This is a genomic window from Pleomorphomonas sp. PLEO (genome assembly GCF_041320595.1).
Taxonomy (GTDB): Bacteria; Pseudomonadota; Alphaproteobacteria; order Rhizobiales; family Pleomorphomonadaceae; genus Pleomorphomonas.
The window spans coordinates 5,179,484-5,204,847 of record NZ_CP166625.1 but is presented as its reverse complement, the minus strand read 5'-3'; the positions used below and the strand labels follow the sequence as shown (position 1 = coordinate 5,204,847).

The 25,364-nt window shown below is 60.2% G+C and carries 25 protein-coding genes and 1 tRNA gene; 10 read left to right on the top strand and 16 right to left on the bottom strand.

Features of this window, described 5'->3' with window-relative positions:
* Positions 1–42 precede the first annotated feature (42 nt).
* A complete protein-coding gene (locus AB6N07_RS24045; RefSeq protein ID WP_370675560.1) occupies positions 43–774 on the top strand; it encodes a hypothetical protein in 732 nt (243 codons plus the stop codon).
* Positions 775–806: 32 nt separating this feature from the next.
* Here AB6N07_RS24045 and AB6N07_RS24040 read toward each other — a convergent pair whose 3' ends face one another.
* Positions 807–1,157 (bottom strand): DUF6626 family protein, encoded by a 351-nt coding sequence (locus tag AB6N07_RS24040; protein WP_370675559.1) that lies wholly within the window; start codon positions 1,155–1,157, stop codon positions 807–809.
* Positions 1,158–1,378: 221 nt separating this feature from the next.
* On the opposite strand from AB6N07_RS24040, the gene AB6N07_RS24035 reads away from it, so the two are divergent.
* Positions 1,379–1,954 carry a tyrosine-type recombinase/integrase gene (locus tag AB6N07_RS24035; protein ID WP_370675558.1) on the top strand — a complete coding sequence of 192 codons (576 nt, stop codon included), beginning with the start codon at positions 1,379–1,381 and terminating at the stop codon, positions 1,952–1,954.
* Between the two features lie 81 nt (positions 1,955–2,035).
* On the opposite strand, the gene AB6N07_RS24030 is transcribed toward AB6N07_RS24035, so the two are convergent.
* Complete coding sequence (locus AB6N07_RS24030) at positions 2,036–2,380, bottom strand: hypothetical protein (protein ID WP_370675557.1); 345 nt, start codon at positions 2,378–2,380, stop codon at positions 2,036–2,038.
* A 628-nt stretch (positions 2,381–3,008) separates the two neighbouring features.
* Here AB6N07_RS24030 and AB6N07_RS24025 point away from each other — a divergent pair.
* Positions 3,009–4,175: a hypothetical protein gene (locus AB6N07_RS24025; protein WP_370675556.1), complete on the top strand. Its 1,167-nt coding sequence runs from the start codon at positions 3,009–3,011 to the stop codon at positions 4,173–4,175.
* Positions 4,176–4,479: 304 nt separating this feature from the next.
* On the opposite strand, the gene AB6N07_RS24020 is transcribed toward AB6N07_RS24025, so the two are convergent.
* From AB6N07_RS24020 to AB6N07_RS23965, 12 genes are all read right to left on the bottom strand, one after another.
* Positions 4,480–5,388 carry a DUF4238 domain-containing protein gene (locus tag AB6N07_RS24020; RefSeq protein WP_370675555.1) on the bottom strand — a complete coding sequence of 303 codons (909 nt, stop codon included), beginning with the start codon at positions 5,386–5,388 and terminating at the stop codon, positions 4,480–4,482.
* Between the two features lie 52 nt (positions 5,389–5,440).
* Positions 5,441–6,322, bottom strand: coding sequence for a DUF4238 domain-containing protein (locus AB6N07_RS24015; RefSeq protein ID WP_370675554.1), 882 nt, complete (start codon positions 6,320–6,322; stop codon positions 5,441–5,443).
* Between the two features lie 73 nt (positions 6,323–6,395).
* Entirely contained in the window at positions 6,396–6,953 is a 558-nt protein-coding gene (locus AB6N07_RS24010) for an NYN domain-containing protein (RefSeq protein ID WP_370675553.1), read from the bottom strand.
* Between the two features lie 631 nt (positions 6,954–7,584).
* Positions 7,585–8,586 (bottom strand): hypothetical protein, encoded by a 1,002-nt coding sequence (locus tag AB6N07_RS24005; protein WP_370675552.1) that lies wholly within the window; start codon positions 8,584–8,586, stop codon positions 7,585–7,587.
* Positions 8,587–9,007: 421 nt separating this feature from the next.
* Positions 9,008–10,324 (bottom strand): tyrosine-type recombinase/integrase, encoded by a 1,317-nt coding sequence (locus tag AB6N07_RS24000; RefSeq protein ID WP_370675551.1) that lies wholly within the window; start codon positions 10,322–10,324, stop codon positions 9,008–9,010.
* A gap of 188 nt (positions 10,325–10,512) precedes the next feature.
* Positions 10,513–10,587: transfer RNA gene (locus tag AB6N07_RS23995), tRNA-Thr, on the bottom strand.
* Between the two features lie 292 nt (positions 10,588–10,879).
* Complete coding sequence (locus tag AB6N07_RS23990) at positions 10,880–11,950, bottom strand: ABC transporter ATP-binding protein (protein ID WP_370675550.1); 1,071 nt, start codon at positions 11,948–11,950, stop codon at positions 10,880–10,882.
* A gap of 52 nt (positions 11,951–12,002) precedes the next feature.
* On the bottom strand, positions 12,003–12,827 hold the full coding sequence (locus AB6N07_RS23985) for a carbohydrate ABC transporter permease (protein ID WP_370675549.1): 825 nt from the start codon (positions 12,825–12,827) through the stop codon (positions 12,003–12,005).
* Positions 12,824–13,756, bottom strand: coding sequence for a carbohydrate ABC transporter permease (locus AB6N07_RS23980; RefSeq protein ID WP_370675548.1), 933 nt, complete (start codon positions 13,754–13,756; stop codon positions 12,824–12,826). The genes AB6N07_RS23985 and AB6N07_RS23980 overlap by 4 nt, the downstream gene beginning before the upstream one ends.
* A 36-nt stretch (positions 13,757–13,792) precedes the next feature.
* On the bottom strand, positions 13,793–15,091 hold the full coding sequence (locus AB6N07_RS23975) for an ABC transporter substrate-binding protein (protein ID WP_370675547.1): 1,299 nt from the start codon (positions 15,089–15,091) through the stop codon (positions 13,793–13,795).
* 100 nt (positions 15,092–15,191) lie between these two features.
* On the bottom strand, positions 15,192–16,349 hold the full coding sequence (locus AB6N07_RS23970; protein ID WP_370675546.1) for a serine hydrolase domain-containing protein: 1,158 nt from the start codon (positions 16,347–16,349) through the stop codon (positions 15,192–15,194).
* A complete protein-coding gene (locus AB6N07_RS23965) occupies positions 16,346–17,290 on the bottom strand; it encodes a hypothetical protein (RefSeq protein ID WP_370675545.1) in 945 nt (314 codons plus the stop codon). Before AB6N07_RS23965 ends, AB6N07_RS23970 begins: the two co-directional genes overlap by 4 nt.
* 137 nt (positions 17,291–17,427) lie before the next feature.
* On the opposite strand from AB6N07_RS23965, the gene AB6N07_RS23960 reads away from it, so the two are divergent.
* The 7 genes from AB6N07_RS23960 to hisD all read left to right on the top strand — a co-directional run bounded on the left by AB6N07_RS23960 (position 17,428) and on the right by hisD (position 23,152).
* Entirely contained in the window at positions 17,428–18,453 is a 1,026-nt protein-coding gene (locus AB6N07_RS23960) for a LacI family DNA-binding transcriptional regulator (RefSeq protein ID WP_370675544.1), read from the top strand.
* Between the two features lie 229 nt (positions 18,454–18,682).
* Complete coding sequence (locus AB6N07_RS23955) at positions 18,683–18,892, top strand: hypothetical protein (RefSeq protein WP_370675543.1); 210 nt, start codon at positions 18,683–18,685, stop codon at positions 18,890–18,892.
* Between the two features lie 54 nt (positions 18,893–18,946).
* Positions 18,947–20,236: a UDP-N-acetylglucosamine 1-carboxyvinyltransferase gene (gene murA, locus AB6N07_RS23950; protein WP_370675542.1), complete on the top strand. Its 1,290-nt coding sequence runs from the start codon at positions 18,947–18,949 to the stop codon at positions 20,234–20,236.
* 5 nt (positions 20,237–20,241) lie between these two features.
* Positions 20,242–20,682, top strand: a complete 441-nt coding sequence (locus tag AB6N07_RS23945) for an N-acetyltransferase family protein (protein WP_370675541.1) — start codon at positions 20,242–20,244, stop codon at positions 20,680–20,682.
* Positions 20,679–21,173: a shikimate kinase gene (locus tag AB6N07_RS23940; protein ID WP_370675540.1), complete on the top strand. Its 495-nt coding sequence runs from the start codon at positions 20,679–20,681 to the stop codon at positions 21,171–21,173. The genes AB6N07_RS23945 and AB6N07_RS23940 overlap by 4 nt, the downstream gene beginning before the upstream one ends.
* Before the next feature lie 219 nt (positions 21,174–21,392).
* Entirely contained in the window at positions 21,393–21,824 is a 432-nt protein-coding gene (locus AB6N07_RS23935; protein WP_370675539.1) for a DUF2948 family protein, read from the top strand.
* A 38-nt stretch (positions 21,825–21,862) separates the two neighbouring features.
* A complete protein-coding gene (gene hisD / locus AB6N07_RS23930; RefSeq protein WP_370675538.1) occupies positions 21,863–23,152 on the top strand; it encodes a histidinol dehydrogenase in 1,290 nt (429 codons plus the stop codon).
* A gap of 6 nt (positions 23,153–23,158) precedes the next feature.
* On the opposite strand, the gene AB6N07_RS23925 is transcribed toward hisD, so the two are convergent.
* The gene (locus AB6N07_RS23925; RefSeq protein ID WP_370675537.1) at positions 23,159–23,383 is read right to left on the bottom strand and encodes a DUF2892 domain-containing protein; all 225 of its coding nucleotides are present in this window, start codon (positions 23,381–23,383) and stop codon (positions 23,159–23,161) included.
* A gap of 142 nt (positions 23,384–23,525) precedes the next feature.
* Complete coding sequence (locus AB6N07_RS23920; protein WP_370675536.1) at positions 23,526–25,208, bottom strand: methyl-accepting chemotaxis protein; 1,683 nt, start codon at positions 25,206–25,208, stop codon at positions 23,526–23,528.
* Between the last annotated feature and the right edge of the window lie 156 nt (positions 25,209–25,364).

Genomic DNA, 25,364 nt, shown 5'->3' with positions numbered 1-25,364 from the left:
AGTAGAGATGAGCCATAGTGCGACCTCGTTGCGGAGAGAATCATGGCTTCCGATAAGACGCATCGGTTGGTTAACACACCGAAAATGAATCTAGGCCAACTCGCTGAGTACATGTGCGCTTCAGATCGCAAGCGTCGAACGATAATTCGCGACTGTAAATATCGACCTTTGGCGCGTATCGTACAGCATAGCGACGCAAAAATAAGTATATCAAGTGCCTATGCAAATGGAATTGCTAACAAAGAGCACCTTCTTCAAGAGGCGTCGCGCATACGAGCAAAAATTGCGGATACAGATTTCGAAGCGGATGAAAATGAACATAACGCCGATTATATAGAGCGCTTTTCATCAGTGGTGGCATCTGTGGTTCTTCCCCCTGGAGAGCTGTTGGCTGCTGGACCCGCGTTAAAGCTCGGGACGCACGGCGTAGATATAACAGCTGATCTTGCGTTTCGGCTCCGGAGGGTAACCAGGACGAATAAGATTAAAGTTGGCGCTTCAATGCTTCGATATGCAAAGGGCAAGCCAACAAAGCCAGATGTTTGTATAATGCAAGCTTCTCTTTTGTTTGGAATCCTCAACCTGCCCGGATTCTTGCCGGAAAGCGCTGCCGAGTCAGATCGGGGCCTTTGCTTGGTGATCGACGCATTCGCTGGAATCGCCCACGTTGGCGCAGGCGATGCAGTCCGCAAATTCGCGAATGCTGAGGCCGCTTGCGAAATGATATCGAACGCTTGGGAATCGATCCAACCACCAACGGGTGCTGTTTTTTAGCGCGTACGAGTGAAGTCTGGGTCTCACAATTATCAAGAAATCTTTGCTTTTGCGCTCGTCCCGCTGGATGGAGTCCCGACAGGTCCTATCGAGTCGACTGCTGGATAAGAGCGGAGAAACGTATCTATCTCCGACAGAGCGCGGCGTAATGTGATCCTGTCTACAACCTCTTGGTCTTTTGGACGTGCGCGGATTTCCGCTCTTAGTGCGCCGTCTAGGGTCAAGAGGACGTCGCTTGAAACGTGCCGCTTCCTCGCCCGCATCGAGGTGAGATAGCTGCGGGATTTACCCATTAGCCGTTCGGAGAATTCCGCTTTCGTGCCGATCAAGCCAGCACCGTGTAGCTGTTGGTAGATTTGTTCGAGAAGGTCGAGGCCTGACATGATGCTGCTCCCGTTGCCGCAATGGTATTTAGCGCGGCAGGGCCGATTTCTGCCTAGGCAGCGAAACGTCACAAAATTCAGATTCTCTGACGTTTCCGGCTTTTCCAACTCTAACCCATTGGCCCTGCATAGCAATTCGGGACGGGCAGTTTTCGGTAGCGATGCCGAGCATATGGAAACATCATAAAAGCTGAGCAATTGCAGCATTTTATGAGGTTTCTATGCGCCAAGCTCGAGTGTTGACCGAACCCGAACTCAAGCGGCTCTTGGCCGTCGTTGCGCAGTCCCGACATGCCGAGCGCAACCGGTTGGCCTTCATGCTGTCCCATCTCGTCGGACTCCGCGTCGGTGAGATCGCCGGTCTATTGATCGGCGACATCCTGGAGGCCGATGGCACGATCAGGGAACGACTGGTTGTTCGATCCGATATCGCCAAGGGCGGTCACGAACGGGTGGTCTTCCTGAGCGATCGGCTGCGACATGAGATCGAGCGGTTTCGCCGATCAGGGGATGAAGCCAAGAAGCGGAAAACTAACTCGCCGCTGCTGGTGACGCAGAAGAAGACGGCGTTTTCGCCGAACACGCTCTGCCAGCTGATGAACCGGATGTATGTGGCTGCTGGCCTGGATGGCGCGACTTCTCACAGCGGCCGACGCTGGTTCATTACCAAGCTCGCCAACTCGGGTGTCGGCACGAAGGTCATCATGACCTTGGCCGGTCACAAGCACATGACCACGACACAGCGGTACATCGACGTGAGGGACGACATGCTGAAAGCGGCAGTCGAGCTTCTTTAGTGACGGCTGCTGGGACGCGAAAAGGCGATGGTCGCGCTATGCAACCACCGCCATTTTGGAACGTCTAGCCCTTGCCAGGGATCACTCTGCAGCAGTCTTGACCAGCTCTGAGAGCTCCTGTGCCATCTCTCCAGCCTTCTCGGTCATCTTGTCCAAGAAGGCGTTGTCCGTCGAGATGTAGGCGAGTACCACGCGAAGAGGATCGGCCGTCGGCTCGATTCCAACCTCTGGTGAAGCCATCATAGCAGCCGCTTGTGGCGACCAGAGCTGCAGGCGATGGTATCCCAGGATGATCAGGAAGTACTGGTCCGTCTCCAGACTCTGAAGAGGCTGACTGCCGAACTTTTCCGCGAGCTCAGCGCCAAGCGAATATAGAACGTCCAAGCAGTGATCGATTTCGTTAAAGAAATCTTCGAAATTATTCATTTTTAAAATCCATTCTCAATGCGAAGCGAAATTACTTCTGAAAACAAAAGCTCGCCCCCGTCGAATCGACGGCCAAGCAAAACGGCTATGTGGGGGTGGAATCTTTCGGGGTTGCTTTCGTTATCCCGACAATAGGTGCGGGCATTCTCTGGCGTCCATATCTTTTTGACTCGATCTGCATTTTTATTGAAATTTGTTCTTGGAACAGACCGGCTCTTGGACTGTTAACTGTAAAACGGTTGGTTTCGCCGGATTTCTTGCCGTTCTAAACTGGCGCGAACGTCGGGCTAAGCCATCAATCGAGACGCGACCGCTCATGTGGCAGGAGCATCGATCTTGTTAACTGGGTCCGTGACATGCTGGCCTGAAGGCAACCCAATGGGTAATTCTGCTGATGGGCTAGCCGCATAAATAGCTTGTCGATGGCGTTCATCCTCTGAGGCCGTCGACGGTAAGATCGGTAGGCTCCCCAGCGGAGCCTACCGGACATCGATATTCCCGCTGCAAACGGGCCGATGCCGGAAGCTCTCTTGCCGTTGCCTGAACTGGATTTTGTGTGTCGCCTGCTTCCGCACACATCGGTCCCGGATGTTTGCAGCATCCGGGGCCACCAATTGAGGAAGCGGAAATGACGAAAACGAACGAGCCCCCTGAGATCTGGTACTTTTGGGATCAGGAGGTAAAGGCTCGACCAGCCGAGATATCGAAGTTCCAAGCCGAGCTGATGAAGACGAGCTTCACTTGGGCGGAAAAGCAAAAAATCCCCGGACTGACCATTGGCTTTGCTCAACAGCGGGCAGCTCTGAAAATAGCTGGCGACACCAGCGTTCAAGCGCGGCTCAATATATGCGGCGACTTGGATGTCAACGGCAACATGCATGAGTGCGGCGTGGTTTTTTGCCCGCGCTGCCTGCTGCTGCGACGTAGGAGGCAAACGGCAGAAAATCTTAGGCTGTTTGCTTATCAGGGCAATGAGAAGCTGGCCTTTATGACTGTGCTGGTGAAGGTGCTTCCGGAACTCACGGACGCCGTAGAAATCCAAAAGAAATTTACCATGACGATCCGAAACGCCATCATGGCTAAGAGGAGCGCTGACCCCGCATGGAATGAGGTGAGCGTCAAAGGCTATTGGGAATTCGATCACCTGCTTGACACTGACGAACTCGGGCGAAACGCAAAAATCGCCTTGCCTCCACTGGGCTTCCCAGCGGTGCCCACAGGCAAGACATGTTGGCTGCTCCACTTCCACGCAATCGTCGGCCTCCGCGAGGTGTCCCGCGACGATTTCAAGGCGGTCATCCAAGGCAAAAACGCGCCGCATCCTTATCAGGTCGATGTTCAGCCTTTTGACACCAGCAAGGACGTGAAGTTGAATATTCGCAACATCACGCGCTACTCGATGAAATATCGCATTGAGGACGACTACAAGCGAACTGAGCCATTTGACCCGGAGTTTGAGTTTGATCGGCAGGCCAGAAGTCAGCGCAAGTGGTGGCCCAAGGAGGCCGTCGGCTCAGTGGCGAACTATCTGAGCCAACCCCGCCATGGATATCGATCGCAGCAGTTTTGGATCGGGCCAAAGAGCAAGTCGAAGAAGAAAACCGGCGTGAGAACCAAGGGGCGATGGGCATCGAGAACGAGCCAAGCCAAACCGGCTCCTTCGCCTGAGATCGCCGATATGATCGCAAAACTCAAAAAAATGGGGGCTGTCCATGTCGACGGGCAAGCCGAGAAAAAAGTGACTGATGAGCATCCTGTGAGTCTTCCTCAAACATGGGAGTTTGGAGAGGACTGACCAATGCTGTGATGTCTCGTGTTCTTTCTATGTTCTTGTTCCTGTCTATGTGTCTGTTTCTCTCTATGCCTAGGTCTTGTATTAAAAGTAATAAGAATACGCTACAAGATACTAACTAGCTCTAGGTGGGGGCGTCAAAGGAGCTGCCGGGTTGGTCGAGCGATTTCTCATGACGAAGAGCATCGGAGCGACGCGCACACACTGACGTTTGTTGAAAATCGTGCGGCATGCCCGTGTGGCCATCATGACCTCAAGAGCATAATCGCGGTGGTGGCTCTACAAAGTCGATCCGAAGCAGTGTGACTCACTGTTCGACGCTGGGGCGCTTTCGCCATCGCGCGCCACGGATTGTGCGTTGCTCTAGGTTGTAGCCTGCCCATTGGAGATCCTCTTCGACATAAGAGTCCTCGGCAATGAGATAGCGGACCGTCATGCTGTTGCCGTGCTGGACCAGATATTGCCGGTTTATAACGCGCGCCACCTCTAACGGTATGGTGTCATTGGTAAAATTAGCCGGTCCACCGGTTACAATGAAGACGCCGCAATGGCGGTCGAGCGTCAGCCACCAAGTCCTAAGCCCGTTGAAGAAAGAGCCGAAAACGGACTGCCTTCCTGGCTCGGAGATCAGGAGCGTCGGGTTAGTTGAGGTCCGTAGCGAGATAGGTGAACGGCAGACCATCACGTTGATCGCGTCAGCGTCCTCCGGGATTGCTGTGTCCATCGCTCCTGCGCGGAAGATTGCGTGAGCATGGTCGGTGGATGCGGCGATCCACTCGTGCATCTCGCGCTCTTCCTCGGAAAGGTCACCATCGAGCGCGCCATCGTTGAACCGGGTGGTTTGAGCCTCGATGAATCGCAACGTTTCAAGGTTCCTACGTTGGAGGTGGCGAGCAAAGCCGTGGATCGGTACCTTGTCGTGTTCGTTGAGTTTCGCGCCGTCTCGCCCAACGATTTTCTTCCAAGTCGGACTGTTGGAGAATGGCGTCTCAATCACGCGATTGATGGGACCCTCGATCGAGCCTGAGACACCTTCAGCGACGAAATCGTGCATTCCTTCTTCATACCCGATCCCATCGATTGATTTGCGATCGATGACCAAAATGTCGCCATGCCGTTCAAGGGTGCGAACCTTGTTCGGATCGTCCTGGCAGGCGAAGCGTCGCAGGTAAAATTGCGGGACATAGTGATGCCGCTTGGGCGTATCCGCTTTCATGGATGACCGTCTCACTCGATTTGTAACGCATCGCCTAGCAACGCGCTTCTGGCTAGGCAAAGCCCATCGTCTCCGCGTTTGCGACTATCTCGGCACATACCTCGTCGGGGTTCCGAGGCGAGAACATATGCTCGATAGCGTTTCGCCAAATAAGCGCATTGGTTGAGGCCGGGTCGTGACCGAGCCCATAAAATCTGGAATCTGGTTCGCTGTGGCGGTTATCCATGCACAGCACGCGAGTCGGGCTGAGCGGGAATGTCACCATCGCTTCGGGATGCATTAATCCGCGATGCGGGCCGATGGTATCGCCGACGAGGACTGGATTGTCCGAGGTGATGAAAACCGGCTGGTCACTGACAAGGACAGCCCACCGCATCTTCAGAAATATCTGAGCGATACCGCCCGCTTGCCCAATCCAAGAATTCCACGCTTGTTTCATGTCCTCCTCGGTGGCGTCGCGGTAACTGGGCCACGAGGTATGGTCCAATTCCACACGACGACCGCCGATAGTAACCGCGTCTGGAAGCGTGTCCTGTTCGGCAAAGAAGTCAGCAAATTGCTGGTGGGTAGATTTCCAAAACTCGAATTGTCGGGGCGTTCGTAACCATGACACTGCTGCAAGCAGGGCGACCATTTTGCGCAATGGTTCCCAGGAAAAATCGGGATAGTCGTTGCAGGCAGTCTTCCAAAGTGGGCTTCCGAAGAAATTTTCCAGATCCGCGAGCTTTTTTTCCTGCGTATCGTCGCGCAAGCCGTCAGCATCAAGCGGAGCGTAGAGGTGATGCTTAACTGCGACCTTATCGATGCGCTTCAGCTCTGGCTCGCCGTTATTTAGGCTCAACCGCCAAATGCGACGCCCGCTTTCGTCGGTCGCAAATGCCTTCAGATAGGACTGCGCTACCCAATGACAGCGCCTCGTAGTTTGCTTGGCCATAGACACACGGCAATTTGGTGTTCGGATCGCATCGGGCTCGCCCGGAAAAAGCGGCGCTTTGTGGCCAACAATGTTAAGGCCAAGTGAAGTCGCATCGTCCGATGTCGTCGAAGACAGCGTCGAAAGGACGGATCTTTTCAACCGCCATCGCGATGTCTCCATGCGGGTTAAATGCGCTTGTGAAAGCACACATCTCCACTTCCCATTTCCAACGATGAGCGCACCTAACTGTAGGCAGAAAATCGCGGTCACCTGACCCTAATACAAGAACTCCAGGCTCATCTTTATTGAGCAGAATGATCTCCGCAGCCTGAGTTGCGATCTCAGTATCGACTTCCTTTTCCTGACCCGAAAATGCCTTCTCGTAGGTCAGTACCTTGAAGCCTTGCTGTTCCGCTGATGTCCAAACGCTGTCGTTTTGAGGGGGCTTAGAGCCAACCAAGATGGCGTCCAGAATCTCGCGGCCATCTGCCATAAATGCGAGCAATGCCCCGAAATCCACGCGCCATGAAGGGTCTTGAGGGTCGCGCGAGTTGCCAGCTTCGCGCTGCACGCCCTTTCTCTTGGCAGAGAGTTTTTTGCCTTCGATAAACACGTTTGAATTATCAAGCATTATTAAGCACTTGGGCATTTTATGCTCCTGGCCTGACCTAACCTCTATCTCCTCAATATCGCTTGTTTGTTAAAACGCAAAGTGGTGGGAGCTCAGATTTTCGCGTGCTCGCCTGTGCCTTGCAGTTCCAACGGCGTGGACAAAGAAAAAGCCTGGGGTTGAACAGTTGATTGCGCCGGTTCTAGCTCCGCGTCGGAGGACGGCAATCACTTTGGGCCAACACGAGCTGAACGAACACGAAAGAACTCATCCTCGGTGTGTCCGCTTCGATCAGTCGAATGTGTCCTCAAGCTGTTTCCCGAGATCGTTCGGCTCGACACACGGGCAGGGCAGGTCGATCATTCGAACTGACGAACACCCTGCCAGTCTCTAAAAGCATGAGAGTTTGGAGGGGGCATGATCCATGCTATGAAGTCTCACGCTTTGTGTCTGTCTGTCTCTATGTGTTTGTGAATCAATGTTATTATGTGGGTTTATCTCTCTTGTGTAGGTCTTAAAAGTAATAAGAAAAGGCTACAAGATACTAACTAGCTCTGGGGTAGCCATTGGCCTTTGGGCTCCGCCACAAAGGGCGCTGACCGAGTGGGGTTCAGCACGGTGGCAAAAAACACCAACAACACGAGGCCGCCTCATGAGTTACTTGTGACGTCTATTTGCCACGCCGTTCGTCAATCAGCCGGTCGATCTCGGCCTCGGCACTTGCCGCAGAACTTTCGATCGCATCACGAAGCTCCGCAGTGACATCCATGAACGATTGATAGTTTGCCAACGCGACATGCGGGTTCGCTTTCGCCCGAAGACGCGCGACCTGCTTCCTCCATGAGGGAATGGGATCGACTTTGATGCGGAAAGGGTAGTTTGCCTTTAGCCACTCAATGTATCCCCAGACCGTTCCTCCCGACCATCCGTTGTCTTGAGCAAACGTCTTGCCGACATCCGTGAATGCGATAGTCCATGCTTGAGTGTCGATCACAGCCTGATCGCGGGAGACCTGAGCGCCAACGTAGACACCATTAGCGACAACCCCAAGGCAAGTGTCCTGGTAGTCGATCACACGATCCATATGGTCGGCGAGCACATGGACCATCTGTTTAGGATTGAAATCCAGCTCAGCGGCGAGTGCTCCGCAGCCCTTCTCAAAATCGCCGAAAGTCGCAGGCATATCGGGTCCGCGAGTGAAGTACTTCTTAGCTCGCTCCGGCAGCTTCTGAGCTGACCCCCAGTACAGCCCCCCAGGCGTGAAGCCCGCTAGAAAGCGACACGACGTGTCGAAGTACAATTCGGCTAATCCTTGTAGTATAGGTTCATGCTGAAGGCCTACATGATATAGATCATTTCGGTAGGTATGAAGAAAGTTAATCGTTCTGGCGAACTCATCGGACAAGAAGCCTTCGATCCTTGCGAATCTGACCTTTGAATCGAAAGACTTTCCGAGCGCCGCAGTGAGCTCCTCTTTACGGGTGTAGTCCCGTTCAACGTGACGAAAGGACTTGAGCCGCCCCGCCTGGTCCTTCGCGAATTGATGGAGGATCAGTTCGGTCGCGTTGTCCGTGAGCATCAGAGCAAAGCGGGCGTTGTGGACCTCGTTTTTTGAGAGGTGCTCAAGCGCGAGGTCCATCTGCTCTAGAACACCTGCCAGGAAGAGGATCATCGACGCTTTCCCTTAGCCGATCTCAAGCTAACCGTTAAGCTAACAGGTGTCATCTCGACAGGCATCCTTGTGATCTTCGAGGTTCGAATCTGTCGCGCCAGCTCAACTCTATGCCCTCGGCACGGTGTGTTGACCGCGCATGCTTGCCAACGAAGATCTACTTCAAGGCGCCTCTTGAAGGTAAGCTGTTTACGGGCGGACAAGATAATTGCTGTGCCGCCCGAAGCAATGACCACTTATAACGCGTTGCTGCCATTCATCGAACGAGTTCGCACGTCCGCTTCTGGCTGAATGCACATTTCGCGCAAACATCCGCGATGGGGCGCAAAGCGGCCGTCGATCTGGTGGCTGATACCGGGAAATCTGCGCAGTGACCTGATGGGAGAACAGAAACCGTCCGGCCAAACCCCATCCAACTCCTTTAGTCGAAGCTCCCCTCCAACTGCCTCGCCAAATCCTCCGGCACGACATCCGAATAGTACATCTCGATCATCCGAACGGACGTCCGCATGTTGATCGCCAACGTATAGACGTCCGTTCCCTTCCTGAGCTGCCGGGTCGCGTATGTGTGCCGGAAGCTGTACGCGGAACGAACCTGACCGAACACGTCGGTCTTGAGCTTGGCCGCTTCCAACAGGGCGTTGAGGCTTTTCTTGTAGGATTGCGCTCGTTCACCAGAGGCATTCATGAATACCGGCTCATCGTCTCTCGGCTCTCGTCCATGAACGGTTTTGAAGGCTTCCCAGAGATTGATGAAGCTCGCGAAGGCTTCGATATTCGGGACTAGCTGCTGCGGCTTTTTGCCCTTGCCATAGGCCAGGATGCGGATGCGTTGCTTGCTGATCGGCTTGGCACGCTCTTCCTTGAAGCCGACGATGTGACCCCAATCGAGATTGAACAGCTCGGTCGGTCGCATTCCGGTTTCGAGTGCGATGCCAATGAAGCAGTAGAGCACCATCCGCTCATAGCCGACGCGGCTGACGGAGGAGACGACGTCTTTGCCGTCAGCACCTTTCCAGGTGCTTGGTGATTGTTTGCCTCGTCCCTGGGGAACGAGAACGTCGGCCAGCCGCTGCTCCGCGACCTCCATCAGCTTGGCGATCTCGGCATCAGTGAAGGACGGACGTTTGTTTCGCTCTTCGGCAACCAGATCGATCTTGGGAATGTCGGATGCTTTGAGGTAGCCGAGCCGAACAGCGTGTTTGAACACCGACCGCATGGTGACGGCTTCTCGGCGCAGCGTGCTCAGCGTCGCCTCGATATGCTGAGCGGGGCGGATCACCCTGCGTCCCTTTCGCTCATAGGCGATATGCGCCTCTTTTGTCCCCGGACCGCTCGTCCAGTAGCTTCTTCGCCATTCCATGTAGCTGTGAAGCTTGGGAACGCTGATGGCTGTTATGGGGCTTCTACCGAAGAAGGGGACCATGTAGCGATCGAGCACGCCACGATCGGCCGTGACCTTGGACAGCTTGGACGGATTGCGTCCGGCCTCCAGTTGGGCACTTTCAAGATATTGGCGAGCGACCTTGTCGAAGGATGTCTTTCCGGGAAGCGTGCCTTGCTCGGCGCTCCAGAGGGCTCGTCGGTATTCGTACTCGGCGTTTCGCTTGGCTTCTTCCTCGTTGGAGGTCTTCAGGCAAACGCGTTTCTGCCCTTGTCCCGGTATGGAGAATCGAACCCAAAGGCTCGGGCTATCCACTCGGGAAAATACGACATAGGGCAGTTTGGGCTGATCCATGAGTCGCCACCAGCGAGTTACTGTGCTGCGTCGGTGTGCTAGGTCCGTGCTAACAGCACGCTGCACGCTACCGCTAACTTATTGAAAAATAATAAGCAGGACAACCTCGTGCTAACAGCGTGCTAGCCCGTTTTGACGGGGAAAGCCTTGGTTTTCTCTGGGAAAAGTCAGCTATTTCAAGGGATTAATGGTGCTGTGAGAGAGGATTGAACTCTCGACCTCTCCCTTACCAAGGGAGTGCTCTACCACTGAGCTACCACAGCGTCTTTTCCCGCCGAATGGCCTTGCGATCGATCGCCGGGGACGGGCGTTCTCCTGCCACAGTTCGTTTCACCGTGCAACCCCGTCGATGCGAAATTGAACGTCAAAAAAGCAGTGTGGCAAAGCCGCCCTTGCTCGAACCTGGAGAAAACCGGCTTTGTCGGCGAAATGCTCTGGAGGGAGAAATGGATAGGCGGACGGCGGGCAGAGGTCACTCGTCGCAGCTAGCCCGTGAGGTGTGATGTCGCCATCTTGCCGATCTTTGAGGCTGTGGTGCTTTTCGGCGGACCGACGTTAGAGCCGCTGGCCGTTGGCAGCGAAGAGGTGCACGTCGACAGGATCGAAGCCGAGGCGTGCCGGGGCTCCCAAAGCGACATCGCCCTGTCCGGTCAGCGCAGCCGTGATCTCGGTCGCCGCGTCGAGGCGAATACGGACAATCGTCTCGTTGCCTAGGCGCTCGACCAATGACACCTCGCCACCGATCGGACCGGCCTCGTCGAGTTTCAAATCGTGAGGCCGGATGCCCAGGGTGATTGTGTCTCCCGGCGCTATTCCTGGACGGTGGCCAACGGCGGTGGAGGCGAGCAGCGGGCTTGCGACACGCACAGCATCATCGCTCCCGGCTTCGGCTGTCACCTTGAGCAGGTTCATCTTCGGCGAACCGATGAAGCCGGCGACGAACAGGTTGGCCGGCCGATTGTAGAGTTCAAGCGGCGAGCCGACCTGCTGCACGATGCCGCCCTCCAGCACGACGATCTTGTCGGCCAGGGTCATTGCCTCGATCTGATCGTGCGTCACGTAGATCATCGTGGCGCCAAGGTCGTTATGCAGGCGCGCCAGTTCCATGCGCATGTCGACGCGCAGCGCCGCGTCGAGGTTGCTGAGCGGCTCGTCGAACAGGAATACGTCAGGCTCGCGCACGATGGCCCGGCCGATGGCGACGCGCTGCCGCTGACCGCCTGAGAGTTGGGCCGGCTTGCGCTCCAGCAGATGCTCCATCTGCAACACCCGCGCCGCCGCTCGGATCTTGGCGTCGCGTACCGCCTTCGGCGTGCCGGCGAGCTTCAGGCCGAAACCGACGTTGTCGTAGACGCTCATGTGCGGATAGAGCGCATAGGACTGGAAGACCATGGCAACGCCCCGGTCGCGCGGCTCGACGTCGTTGACGAGGCGTCCGCCGATTTCGAGGCGGCCGGATGTGGTCTCCTCAAGGCCGGCGATCATCCTGAGCAGCGTCGATTTGCCACAGCCGGACGGACCGACGAAAACAACGAATTCCCCATGCTCGACCTCAAGGTCCACCCCCTTGATCACTTCGAGGGCGCCGAAGGTCTTGCGCACGTCCTGGAGCTTCAGCCCGGCCATTGGTGTGTCTCCGATGCGGGGCGTCGCCGCCCACTTTGCGTGAAGGGGCTCTTTAGCCCTTCACCGAACCCTGCAGGAGCGCCGCGACGAAGTGGCGCTGGAAGGCAAGGAACAGCAGAACGGTTGGGGCGAGAATGAGCAGCGAGCCGGCGCACAGCAGTGGCACGTCGGTGCCCCATTGCCCCTGGAAGGCGCCGAGTGCGCCGGCCATCGTCCGCCGGCTTGGATCCTTCACCAGCACCACCGGCAGCAGGAACTGGTTCCAGGTCCACAGGAACAGCAAGATGGTCAGCGACATGATGGCCGGGCGGGCGAGCGGCACCTGCACGAGCCAGAATTCCTTCCAGCGCGTGGCGCCGTCAAGCTGCGCCGCCTCGGTGAGGTCGTTCGGCACGTTGAGGAAATGGGCGCGCATCCAGTAGACCGAGAATGGCATGTAGAGGCCGATCAGCGGCAGGATGATGGCAAAGCGGGTGTTGAGCAGGCCGAAGGCACGGACTTCGTAGTAGAGTGGCGTGATGACCGCCTCGAACGGCAGCGTCAGGCCGGCGACGAAGACGAGATAGATCCACTTGTTGCGGCCCTGCATGAGCTTGGCAAGGCCATAGCCAGCCATGGTGGCGGCCAGCACCGACGCGGGTACGACGCCGAGAACGATCAACGCGCTCGACATCAACAACTGGCCCATGTTGGCCGACTCGAAGGCTTTGGCGAAGTTGCCCCACTGCGGATCCGAGGGCCAGCTGAGGCCATTGGGATAGCTGCCGGACGGCGCGAGGGCCGCCGTGAACATGCTGAGGAACGGCAGCAGCGTCACCGCCATCAAGAGGGCGAGCAGGAAGCGCGCCAGCCAGGTTTTGGGTTTGGCAGCTGTCATTTCTTGTCTCGCGCGTACCACTGGATAGGCGTGATGGCGATCAGCACCAGCACCATCAGCACGATGGCGAGGGCCGAAGCGAGGCCGACCTGCCGGTGTGCGAAGGCGAGCCGGTAGATCTCAAGGCCTGGCACCATTGTCGTGATGCCCGGACCGCCGCTGGTGGCGATGTAGACGATGTCGAAGCTGGCCAGCGCGGAGATCACGGTCACCGTGACGCAGACCCCGATCTCCTGCCTTAGACCGGGCAGGGTAATGTATCGGAACTCATGCCAGGGTCTGGCGCCGTCGAGCCGCGCCGCCTCATAGAGGCTAGGATCGATCTTGGCGATGCCGGTGACCAGCAGCATGGTGCAAAGGCCGAGCAGAACCCAGGCGCCGATGATCCCGACGGCCGGCAGGGCAAAGTCGAAGTCGCCGAGCCAGCCGCGTGTCCAGTCGGTAAGACCGATGGCGGTCAGCGCCTGGTTGACGAGACCGGATGAGGCAAACATCCAGCTCCAGGCGATGCCGGCGGCGACCAGCGGGATCACCTGCGGCAGGAACAATACGGTGCGCGTCAGCGTGCCGAAGGTGCCTGACATATGACCGCGGATCGATGAGGCCACGGCAAGGCCGAGCAGCACCGGGATCACGGTAAAGTAGAGCACCAGTTCGAAGGCGTTGCCGATGATGCTGAGAAGATCGGGATCGGTCAGCACCGTGACATAGTTGGCAAGTCCGGTGAACCGGGCTTTGCCGATGCCATCCCAGCGCAGTGTCGAGTAGTAGACAGACATGACGAGCGGCGCCAGCACGAACACCGCATAGGCCGTGAAGGCTGGCAGCACGAACAACAGGGCGGTGTACTGGGCCTTGCGAGCCCGCCCGGATGGGAGGAGCCGCGCCGCCTGATGCCGGGCGTCCTTGAGAGGCGTTCCCTCGTTCATGTCTGGCTCCGCTCGTCTCCATTGCGTCTCGCCGCGTCAGCGGGAGAGCTCGGTCTCGTATTCCTTCTGGACGGCCTTGAGCAGCCCCTCCGCGGTCTGCTGGCCGCCGATCATCTTCTGGAGCTCTGGCGTCCAGCCGGCAGCGAAGATGGCGCCGGTGGCATTGGCGATGAAGTCCATGGCACCGTTGTCCTTGGCGAGCACCTGGCCAGCGGTCAGGGTCGCTTCGGTCACCGATCCTGGTGTCACCGCGGGGATCGGAAGGTCGGTCGGGCCGCCGGGGTTGGAGCCCCCGACTTCGACATTGATCTTGCGCGCGTCGGGATTGGTTGCCACCCAGTTGAGGAAGAAGGCGGCGCAGTCGGCGTGGGTTGCCTTGGCGCCAATGCCGAAGGTGAGTGGGGCCGACATGGTGGCGTGGCGGCCGCCGGCCTCCAGGGTAGGCATCAGGAAGAAGCCGAACTTGCCCGCCTGCTTGTCGAGATTGCCGGATTCCCAATCACCATTGAACATGAACAGGCCTTCTCCACCTGTGAACCGGCTCATCATCTGGAAATACTCGATGGCATTGGCGTCCTTGGGGAAGTAACCCGCCTTGACCCAGCCTTCGAGGTGCTGGGCCGCCTTAAGATTGTCGGCGGTATCGACGCTGGCGCCTTCCTTTTGGAAGATCCAGTCGTTGATCGGCTCCGGCGCGCCATAGGCGCCCATCAGGTTCTGCAGCGGAAAGGCTAGGCCGCCGGTTGCCTTGTTCCACTGCATGATCGGCTGGATGCCGCCTTCCTTGGCCTTGGCGAGCAGGGCGTCGAGCTCAGCGAGGGATTTCGGAGCGTCCGTCATCCCTATCTTGGCGGCCAGCTCCTTGTTGTAGAAGACGCCGGTCATCGAATAGTTGAGGCCCATGGCGTAAAGCGAACCGCTGCCGCGCGGCCGTCCGCCTTGCTCGACACGAAGCTGCACGAGTTGCGACGGCGGGAATTTGTCCCAGCCGAAGGCTGTGAAATAGGGGTCGAGGTTGGCCAAGAGATCGTTGGCCACGAGGTCGCTCATGGTCGGCAGTCGGATGAGATCCGGCGCGTCATCTTCCGATAGCGTGCGCGGGCTGTTCTCGAGCAGATTGGCGAACTGGTCCTCCTTGATGTTGAAGGTGACATTCGGAAACTGCCGGCTGAATTCCTGGGCAAGCTTGGTCGGTAGCGGAAAACCCGTTTCGAAATAAGAGTTCAGCACCACGGGATCTGCGCCGCAACTCGGAGCGGCGAGGGCGCTGCCGGTCAGGAGCGCCGCCGGAAGGGCGACGCCGAACATCAGCGTCGTGGAAAGACTGGCTTTCATGATCAACTCCTCCTTACATGCGGGCAAGCGGTAGCAGGCCGCCCTTCTCAGAACTCTGTCCCTGCGTCCGGCTCCTCGGCCACGGACGTGGACAGTTCTCTCACACCAGCGGGCGCAACGCGTCGATGATCGCCGTCGCCCGCTGATCCTCCGGCCCCATCATCCAGTTGGTGACGTAGCCAAATCCAATCCGGCGCTCCGGGTCGGCAAACCCAACCTGGCCACCGGCGCCGTCATGCCCGAAACACTTCGGCCCAGTGTAGCGACGAGCCTCTGAATCGAGCTGGAAGCCGGCTCCCCAGCGCGAATAGGGCGGCACCGCGCCGAATACCGGTTCGCCGCCCGAGCGTTCTTCGGTCGCAGCGGCGATCGTCGTGTCGTCAAGAAGCCGCACGCCATGGGTGGTCGCAATCGTGGCCGACCAGATCGCGGCCAGTGCCCGCGCCGACGCGATGCCGCCCGCTCCGGGAATCTCGGCCGCCCTGATATGGCGCGCATTGAAGCCGCCATCGGGGGTGACGAGATCGACGGGAAGAGCAGATCCCAGGGTCATCGCCCGGTAGGGCCAATTGGGAGCAGGCTTTGCCGCTTCAAGGCTCCAGAGTTCTGTGAGCGCCGGGCTGACCTGGAGATGAGCAGGACGATCCGCCTCGACCTCGGGCAGGCCGATCCACGCGTCGACGCCGAGCGGGCCGGCGATCGCCTCTCGGAAGAGCTGGCCGACGCTCCGGCCGGTCACCCGGCGGATCACTTCGCCATTCAGCCATCCGTGGGTGATGGCGTGATAGGCATAACCGGTTCCTGGCGTCCACAAGGGCTCCTGCGCGGCCAGCACCGCCGCCATGCGGTCCCAGTTGAGAATGTCGGCCTCGACAAGATCGGCGCGGGTCGCCGACAGGCCGGCTCTATGGGAAAGGGCCTCGCCGATCGTGACGCTTGCCTTGCCGGCGGCTGCGAACTCGGGCCAGTAGCGGCTCACTGGGTCGTCGTAAGTAATGCACCCTTCCTGCACGAGCCGCGCCGTCAGGATCGACAGCAGACCCTTGGTGCAGGAGAAAATCACCGATGGCGTGTCACCGGTCCAGGCCCGCCCATTGCGCTCGTCGGCAATGCCGCCCCAGAGGTCGACAACCGTGTCGCCGCCGATCCGCACCGAGAGTGCCGCGCCCATGGTCGGCCGGTCGGCAAAGCCGGCGGCGAAGGCGTCTGCCAGCGGTTCGAAGCCGGGGGTGACGGTGCCGGAAATGAGCCGTGTCATCGTATGCTCTCCACGGCAAGGTAGCCGTCAGCGTCGATGGTCAGGGGCATTGGGTTGGAAAGCCCCCGGATGTCGCCACCACCTTGCAGGCAGGCGAGGAGCACGGGTTTCTTCTGCCGGTCGAACACGACACGGCCGGAATAGTGACTCTCGGGCAGCAGAAGCTGCGCCTCGGCCGGATCGATGTGATCGAGCGACGCCAGCGGCATCGTCCAGATGCCGCCAATGCCACCGGCGCGATGTCCGGCGAGCTTGCTGCTGTCGCAGCTGAAGACCAGATGGGCGCGGCCCGCGATGTCGACGATCTGTATGACCTCGATGTGGGCAAAGCCGCTGCCCGGCAGCGACAGCGGCGCCGCCGCCGACCAATGATCGAGATCCGGAGACGTGGCGTGGCCGACGACACCACGGTCGAGGGGCGCACCGTCCCAGGATCGTGCCGTTATCAGCATGTGCCAGCAGCCGTCGTCGCCTCGGAACACCCAAGGATCGCGCCAAGCCTCTTCCGGCCAAGCCGATGAACCGAGCGTCTCGTACCAGCGGCTATCGGCGGATAGGAGCGGGCCAGGGCGCTTTTGCCAAGTGTCGAGGTCGGCCGAGACCGCGAGGCCTACCGTCTCGATATTGGCAGGTCCCGTCGCCTCTAGAAACCTCGCGCCAGTGTAGAACATGCGCCAGAGCCCGTCGTCATCCCGCACCACGCAGCCCGTCCAGACGGCGGTCGCGTCGAACGCCTCTTTGCCGCCACGCTCGAGCACGGGGCCGCAATCGGTCCAGTTCCGGAGATCCGACGAAACGGCATGGCCGATGCAGGCGTTTCGGTGCCGGGCATCGGGGTGGCCGAGCGATCGCGGCGCATTCAGGAAATAGAGATGATAGGTCGCCCCATCGTCGGCGATCCAGAAATCCCAAACCCAGCTTTGTGGCGGACAAAAAACCATGATGTGTCCGATAGTCGCTTGCTAAAACCATTTAGCAGATGCAATAGCAGACGAAAGTTGTCAAGTGGCCATAGGTCCGGCTATCCCAACCTCGGTTGGGTGGTCTGAAAATCCGGCCATAATGGAGTTGCCAAGGCGTGCAGAAAAAGCGGGTTACCCTGGCCGACGTCGCCCGCCTTGCCGGGCTGTCGCCGACAGCCGCGTCGATGATCCTCACCGGGCGTCCGGATACTCGTCTTTCCGCCGAGGCGCACGCCAAGGTTCATGCCGCCGCGGCGGAGCTCGGTTATCGGCCCAACGTGGCGGCTCGCGCTCTCAGGACCGATCAGTCGCGGTCGATTGCCTTCATTTCCGACTACGTCGCGACCACGCGTTTTGCGAGCGGCCTCATCCGTGGGGCGCTCTCCGCTGCTGACGCTGCCAGGAACGTCATGCTGGTGTTGGAAACCGGCGGCGAACCGGCTCGGGCGCTTCGGGCCATCGAGGCGGCTCTCGACCGTCAGGTCGATGGCGTGATTCTGGCGGCCATGCGAGCCCGCGAAGTTTTCGTACCCGAGATCTCGATTCCAGTACCGACCATCATGCTGAACGGCACCAACGCCCGCTTTCCGACCTGTGTGCTGCCGGACGAGTTCGAGGGCGGGCGCATCGCGGTCAGTCTTCTTGTCGAGGCCGGCGTCACCGATCGCCTCGTGTTGCTCGGACACAATCCCGACGAGGAGCGTGGGCAATTCCGCTCCGAACTCATCTCAAGACGCATTGCCGGTGTTCGCGCCGAGATGGCCGCCCATGGGCTGGCCTTCACCGCCGAGTTGAGTTCCTGGGATTGGGAGGTATCGAACGGCTACGATCTGGTGCGTCGGCTGCTGCGAAAGGAGCGACCTAGAGGGTTGTTGTGCCTCAACGACCGCCTGGCATTTGGCGCTTATCAGGCATTGGGCGAGGCCGGCTTGGCGATACCGGGCGACGTAGCGCTGGTCTCCTTCGACAACGACGAACTGGCGTCCTATCTGCGCCCTGGCCTCACCACCATTGGCCTGCCGCACCCCCGGATGGGGCAGCTCGCCGTCGAGCTGCTGCTGAACGCGCCGCTCGTCGCCGGCGAACATCTGGTCCCGATGTCGGCCGTTCTTCGCGGATCTCTTCCGGGCGTAGCGTCGTGACGGCACAGGCGCTGTTTACGGTGCGAGCGCGAGACATCAGCTGGGAACGGCACCTCCGCCATAGTTCCGCCCCTCACGCCCCCTCATAGAAGAGAAAATCGACCGCTAAAGACCTTCCGCCGGCTCGCGGTGTGCCGCGGTTGCGGGGAAAAGCCGGCTTTGCCGACGAAATCCCTTGAAAGGCGGTGAAAAGGATCGCAAGGAAGGCCGGAAAAGGACGCGCGGCATCATGGCGAGCGACGATGGTACGGCAAAGGGTGGCGCGGAGCGCGCCGCCAAGGCGGAACGGGAGCGGCGACTCGCTGAGGCGTTGCGCGGGAACCTCCTGAAGCGCAAGGCGCAGGCGCGTGGTCGCCGCGCCGGGGAAGCCGATCAGCGCGCCGGGCTTGCCGCGGCCCGGTCGGACGACATAAAGCCGGACGATTCCGGCAACGAGTGACGCGACCGGCGCGACAGAACACGAGATTGCCGGCGTCGCCGGCCCGAGGTGAAGATGGACAAGATCAGGATCGTCGGCGGTAATCCGCTCAACGGCATCATTCCGATTTCCGGCGCCAAGAACGCGGCCCTGCCGTTGATGATCGCCTGTCTTTTGACTGACGAAACGCTGACGCTGGAGAACGTGCCTCGGCTTGCCGATGTGCGACAGCTGACCAATATCCTCGTCAATCACGGCGTCGACTACGGCGTCAACGGCAAGCGACAGGGCGAAGGGTTGCTCACCGGCCAGACCGTGTCGCTCACCGCCCGTTCGATCACCGACACCACCGCCCCCTATGAGCTGGTCTCCACCATGCGGGCGAGCTTCTGGGTGATAGGTCCGCTTCTCGCCCGTATGCACCAGGCGCGGGTGTCATTGCCCGGCGGCTGCGCCATCGGCACCAGGCCAGTCGATCTGTTTCTGATGGGCCTTGAGAGACTGGGCGCCAAGATCGACGTCGAGGGCGGCTACGTGGTGGCTAAGGCGCCTGGCGGCCTCGTCGGCAACCGCGTCGTCTTCCCCAAGGTGTCGGTTGGCGCCACCCACGTCATCATGATGGCCGCGTCGCTCGCCAAGGGTGAAACGGTGATCGAGAACGCGGCTCGCGAGCCGGAAATCGTCGATCTCGCCCGTTGCCTCTCCGCCATGGGCGCGCGTATTTCCGGCGCCGGCACGTCGACCATCGTTGTCGAAGGCGTCGATCGCCTGCGCGGCGCTCGCCACCGCGTTGTCGCCGACCGCATCGAGACTGGGACCTATGCCATGGCTGTGGCGATGACCGGCGGCGATGTGCTGCTGGAGGGCGCCGATGCCTCGTTGCTTGAAGCGCCAATCGAGGTGTTGCGCCGGATCGGTACCGACATCGAGGAGACGAACTCCGGTCTGCGCGTCCGGCGCAATGGCGCCGGCATCATTGCCGCCGACATCGTCACCGATCCCTTCCCGGGCTTTCCCACCGACTTGCAGGCGCAGTTCATGGCGCTGATGACGCGGGCACGCGGCACCGCCCGGATCACCGAGACCATTTTCGAGAACCGCTTCATGCACGTGGCCGAACTCGCCCGCTTCGGCGCACGCATCAGCCTGGAGGGGCAGGTTGCCACCGTCGAAGGCGTCGAGCGCCTTAAAGGTGCGCCGGTGATGGCCACTGACCTCCGCGCTTCGGTGTCGCTGGTGATCGCCGGCCTTGCCGCCGAGGGCGAGACGATAATCAACCGCGTCTATCATCTCGACCGGGGTTTCGAGCGGCTGGAAGACAAGATCGGCCGCTGCGGCGCGGTGATCGAACGGGTGAGCAACTGACCGCCATGCGCGTCGTGATCCGCGAGGCTGAAGCGAGCGATGAGGCGGCGTGGCGCCGCCTCTGGGCGGGTTACCTCGCCCACCTCGACTCCACTGTGCCCGACGAGATCACCGCTCACACCTGGGCGCGCATCCTCAACCCTGCGAGCCCGGTGTTCTGTCGCCTTGCCGTGGCCGAGGGCACAGTCGTCGGCTTCGCGGTCTGCCTGTTGCACGAGGGAAGCTGGGCGCTTACGCCGCATTGCTACCTCGAAGATCTCTTCGTCGATCCCCAAAGCCGTGGGCGCGGCGCCGGCCGGGCATTGATCGAGGACATCCGGGCCCTCGCCAAGGCGAAGGGCTGGAACCGGCTCTACTGGCATACCCGCGAGGACAACCCCGCCCGCCGCCTCTACGACGGCTTTGCCCCGGCGAGCGGCATGGTCGTCTACAAGCTGACGCCATGAGGACCATCATCGTCGTCAGCGGGCCGATCAACGCCGGCAAGACGACGATTGGCCGAGCCCTCGCCAAGGCAATTGACGGCGCGGTCTTCATCGACGGCGACGACCACGACGCGCCCGAGGATGCTCCGCTCGCCCTGCGCATCGAGGCTGGCCTCCAACGGTTGTCCGACGAGATTGCCGGCAACACCGCACGATGGCTCGTCATCGCTTACCCCTTGCGGAACGAGGATCATGAGCGTCTTCTGGATGTTGCTCAGACCCGCGACGCTAGGCTTTTGACGGTAACGTTGGCGCCGCCGCTGGAAGTGTGCCTAAGTGACCGGGGCAGCCGCGTTCTTGACGATGGGGAGCGCGCTCGCATCTGTGAGATGTATACCGAGGGCTATCATCAACGCGCCTTTAGCGACCTCGTTGTCTCCGCTGCGCCGAGTGTCGACGTAGCCGTCAATGAAATTACGGCTTGGCTCAATGATGTGCTGACCGAGCTTTGATATGCTGATCTTCTCACGCAAGAGCGGGCACTGTGGGCGATACCCCCGCCGGCCAAGTTAGGTGACCCTGCCCCTATCGGAGCGAACCGGCCTGTTTCATCCCCTGTGGGCGGCCGCAGAGCCTTGCTTCACCGGCTCATCCGCCCTATCTCAAGGCAACCTCGGCGGGGTGAGTTTTTCCTTGCGTCCCGCCGCCCAGACAGGAGCGGACAACCCTCCATGGAAATGCTGAAACTTGCGGCCCTCGATGCCGAAGACCTCAAGGTGATCGCCGCCCACGCGCAGGATGCCGTCGGCAAGGTCGGCGACATCGTCTGGCGGCCGGGCGAACATCGCCTGACTCTCGAGCTCAATCGCTTTGCCTGGGAGAAGGCCGGCGGCCACAGCAAGGAACGCCGACGCAGCCTTCTGCACTTCGCCCGCGTCGAGACGGTCAAATCGGCGCATATCCGCCGCGACTTTCCCGACGCCATCGTCAGCCTGCTGACCATCCGCTTCGAAGGCCAGGCCGACGATCCGTCCGGTCATGTCTTTCTTGAGTTCGCCGGTGGCGGCTCGATGCGGCTCGATGTCGAATGTATCGAGGCGAGCCTCACCGATCTCGGTGCTGCCTGGACCACCGAGCATCAGCCCACCCACGACCTCCGCTGATCCGTCCCGCCCCCTTCGATTTTCCGCTGGAGAGACCCGTGGCCATTCGCCTCGACGACCGCGCGCCCGATTTCGAGGCCCGCTTTTCCACCTTTCTGACCACCAAACGCGAGGTGTCGGCTGATGTTGACGCCATCGTTGCCGATATCATCGCCGATGTCAGGGCGCGCGGCGACGTTGCTCTCCATGACTGGACGGAGAAGCTCGATCGCTTCGATAGCCGAGCGCGCGGCCTCCGCGTCTCCGAAGCGGAGATCGACGCGGCTGTGGCGGCGGTGAGGCCGGAGGTGATGGGTGCGCTGAGGCTCGCCCGTGACCGCATCGAAAGTCATCACGCCCGTCAGAAGCCCGAGGACGACCGTTATACCGACGCCATCGGCGTCGAGTTGGGCTCGCGATGGACGGCGATCGAGGCGGTTGGCCTTTACGTGCCGGGGGGGACGGCGAGCTATCCCTCGTCGGTGCTTATGAATGCCGTGCCGGCCAAAGTGGCTGGCGTTGATCGCCTCGTCATGGTCGTGCCGACGCCCGGCGGCGAGATCAATCCGTTGGTGTTGGCCGCCGCCCGCCTGGCCGGTGTCGATGAGGTCTATCGCATTGGCGGAGCGCAGGCGGTAGCGGCGCTCGCCTATGGCACCGAGACCATCCGGCCGGTAGCCAAGATCGTCGGCCCTGGCAATGCCTATGTCGCCGCTGCGAAACGGCGTGTATTCGGCACGGTTGGCATCGACATGATAGCCGGCCCGTCGGAAGTGCTGATCATCGCCGACCGCGATAATGACCCCAACTGGCTGGCCGCCGATCTTCTCGCCCAGGCCGAGCATGACAAGGCGGCGCAGTCGATCCTGATCACTGATGACGCGGCGCTGGCCGACGCGGTGGAGCAGGCCGTGGAACGGCAACTCGCCGAGCTGCCGCGCGGCGGTATCGCCGGCGACTCCTGGCGCGACTATGGCGCCGTCATTCTGGTGGAAAGTCTCGATCGGGCGGTGCCGCTCAGCGACCGCGTGGCGCCGGAACATCTGGAGCTCGCCGTTGCCGACCCTGAGGCCATGCTGGCGCGCATTCGCAATGCCGGCGCCGTCTTCGTCGGCCATCACACGCCGGAGGCGGTCGGCGACTATGTTGGCGGCTCCAACCACGTGTTGCCAACCGCCCGCTCGGCCCGCTTCTCGTCGGGGCTTGGCGTGCTGGATTTCATGAAGCGCACATCGATCCTGAAGGTGCCGTCCGCCGCGCTGAGGCGTATCGGCCCAGCCGCCATGACCCTTGCCGAGGTCGAAGGTCTGAGTGGACACGCGCGGAGCGTGGCGATCCGCCTCGAGTGACCGGCGTCAGTGGATGGTCTTGCAGGTATTGATGCCGAGGAGCTTGTAGGCCCCGCAGAAGTTGAGCAACCCGGTTGCCAGAAGGGCAACGCCAACGAGGCCGATGAGCCATGCCCAGCCGCCGAGGCCGACGAAGGCCATGCCGGCGAGTGAGGGCACGGCGATAATGAGAAGGATGGCGCCGGCGATGAGCCGGATGAGGCGATCGGTCGAGCCGACATTCTTGATCATGGCACTCTCCCTGACGCGGATCTTGCATCCGTAGCGAAAGGGTAGTCCTGGCCGGGATATCAGGCAACGCGCCAAAGTGCGAGAATACAAAGCAAAAGGCGCGGCCGAAACCGCGCCTTGGGACAGCCTTGGCGATCAATTCTCAGGCGGCGCGGAGACCTTTCACGAAGCTTGTGACTTCGCCTTTCAGGCTGGCTGCCTGCGTCTCCAGGGCGCCCGAGAGCGACATCAGTTGCGTCGCCGCCGAGCCGGTCATTTCGGCAGCGGTGCCGACCCCGGAAATATTCTCGGTCACGTCGCGCGCGCCACTGGCTGCCCTGTGGGTGTTGCCGGCGATCTCGGACGTCGCGGCGCCTTGCTCCTCGACGGCGCCGGCGATCGACTGTGTCACCTCCTGGATGGTGCCGATGGTCGCGACGATCAGAGAGATGCTGTCGACGGTAACGGACGTCGCCGCCTGCATCTCCTGAATCTTGCGAGCGATTTCCTCGGTTGCCTTGGCTGTCTGGCCGGCAAGGTTCTTCACTTCTGAGGCGACGACTGCGAAGCCCTTGCCCATCTCACCGGCCCGTGCCGCCTCGATGGTGGCGTTGAGTGCCAGGAGGTTGGTCTGCTCGGCGATGGCGCGGATCAGTTCCACGACTTCGCCAATGCTCTGGGCCGAGGCGGATAGCGTTTTGACGTTCTCACTCGAGCGCTGTGCCTCTCCGGCAGCGGTGCGGGCGATGTCGGCGGACCGCGTTACCTGTGTGGTGATCTCGCGGACCGAGGCCGACAGCTCCTCTGTACCGGCGGCCACTGTCTGCACATTCTCGGAGGCGGTCTCGGCGGCGCCGGCGACGGCCTGTGCCTGCCGGCTGGTTTCCTCGGCGGTAGAGGCAAGGTTACGGGCCGAGTCAGCGACATCGCCCGATGAATGGACAAAGCCCTCGGCGAGTGCGCCCATCGCGGTCTCGAAACGGTCGGCAATGGCAACGCGCTCGGCAACGAGCCGCTCACGGTTGCGTGTTTCGGCCTCTGCTCCGGCAAGCCGCAGCCGCTCCGTCTCCATCAGGCCATCGCGGAAAACCTTCAACGTCGTGGCCATCTCCCCGATCTCATTCTTGGCGTTGGCGTAGGGGATGGATGTAGAGAGATCGCCACCGGCGACGCCGCCCATGGCGGCTGTAATGCGGTGCAGCGGCCTGACCACGCCGTAGAAGACAAAGGCCAACGCGCCAAGAGCCAGGGCTATGCCCGCGGTGACGGTACTGGCGGTCACCACGAAGGCTTGATTGTAGTCGGCGATGGCCTCGGCCTGAGCGGTGGCGGTGTCGGCGTTGATCTGATCGATACCCGACTGCAAAGCGGTGATAACGGCATTGAAGGGCGGCTGCGACGTCTTGTTGAGGAGTGTCGAGGCTTCGTCGGCCTTCCCGTCCACCATCTTCTGGTAAATGTCATTGTGCATCTGGACGTAGGTCGGCCAGTTAGCCTTGAAGGCCGCCAGCACCTCTTGCTGCTTCGGGAGGTCGGCAATCAGGCCCGAGTACTCGACCACCGCCTTATCGACATCGCTGATCGATTGGTCGGCGAGGCCCTTCGCCTTCTGGCGCTCCGTGGCGTCGGTGATTTGGGCGAGGCGGGCGGAGCGGACACGCAGGCGGGTCGCCGCGTAGCGAATCTCACCAAGACTTCTGACGAGCGGCAGCTTGTGATCGGCGAATTCACTAATCCGTTCGTTAGCGGCCGAGAGCTGCGATACGGCGACCCATCCAAGCCCGCACGTCATCAGCAGAAGGACAATGATGGTGGCCACCAATGAAGACTTGAGAGAAAAAGTCATGAATGCCCCCGAAGAAAAAGTGCCGTGGGGGATTAGAGTCCTTGAACGTTAAGGAAGGATTTCTAGATCTATGCTGTCAAAAATACTGAGTATGAAATGGAGGATAGGCGAATAAACAGAATTTCTATGAAAACATGCAAGAAAATGAAGATGACA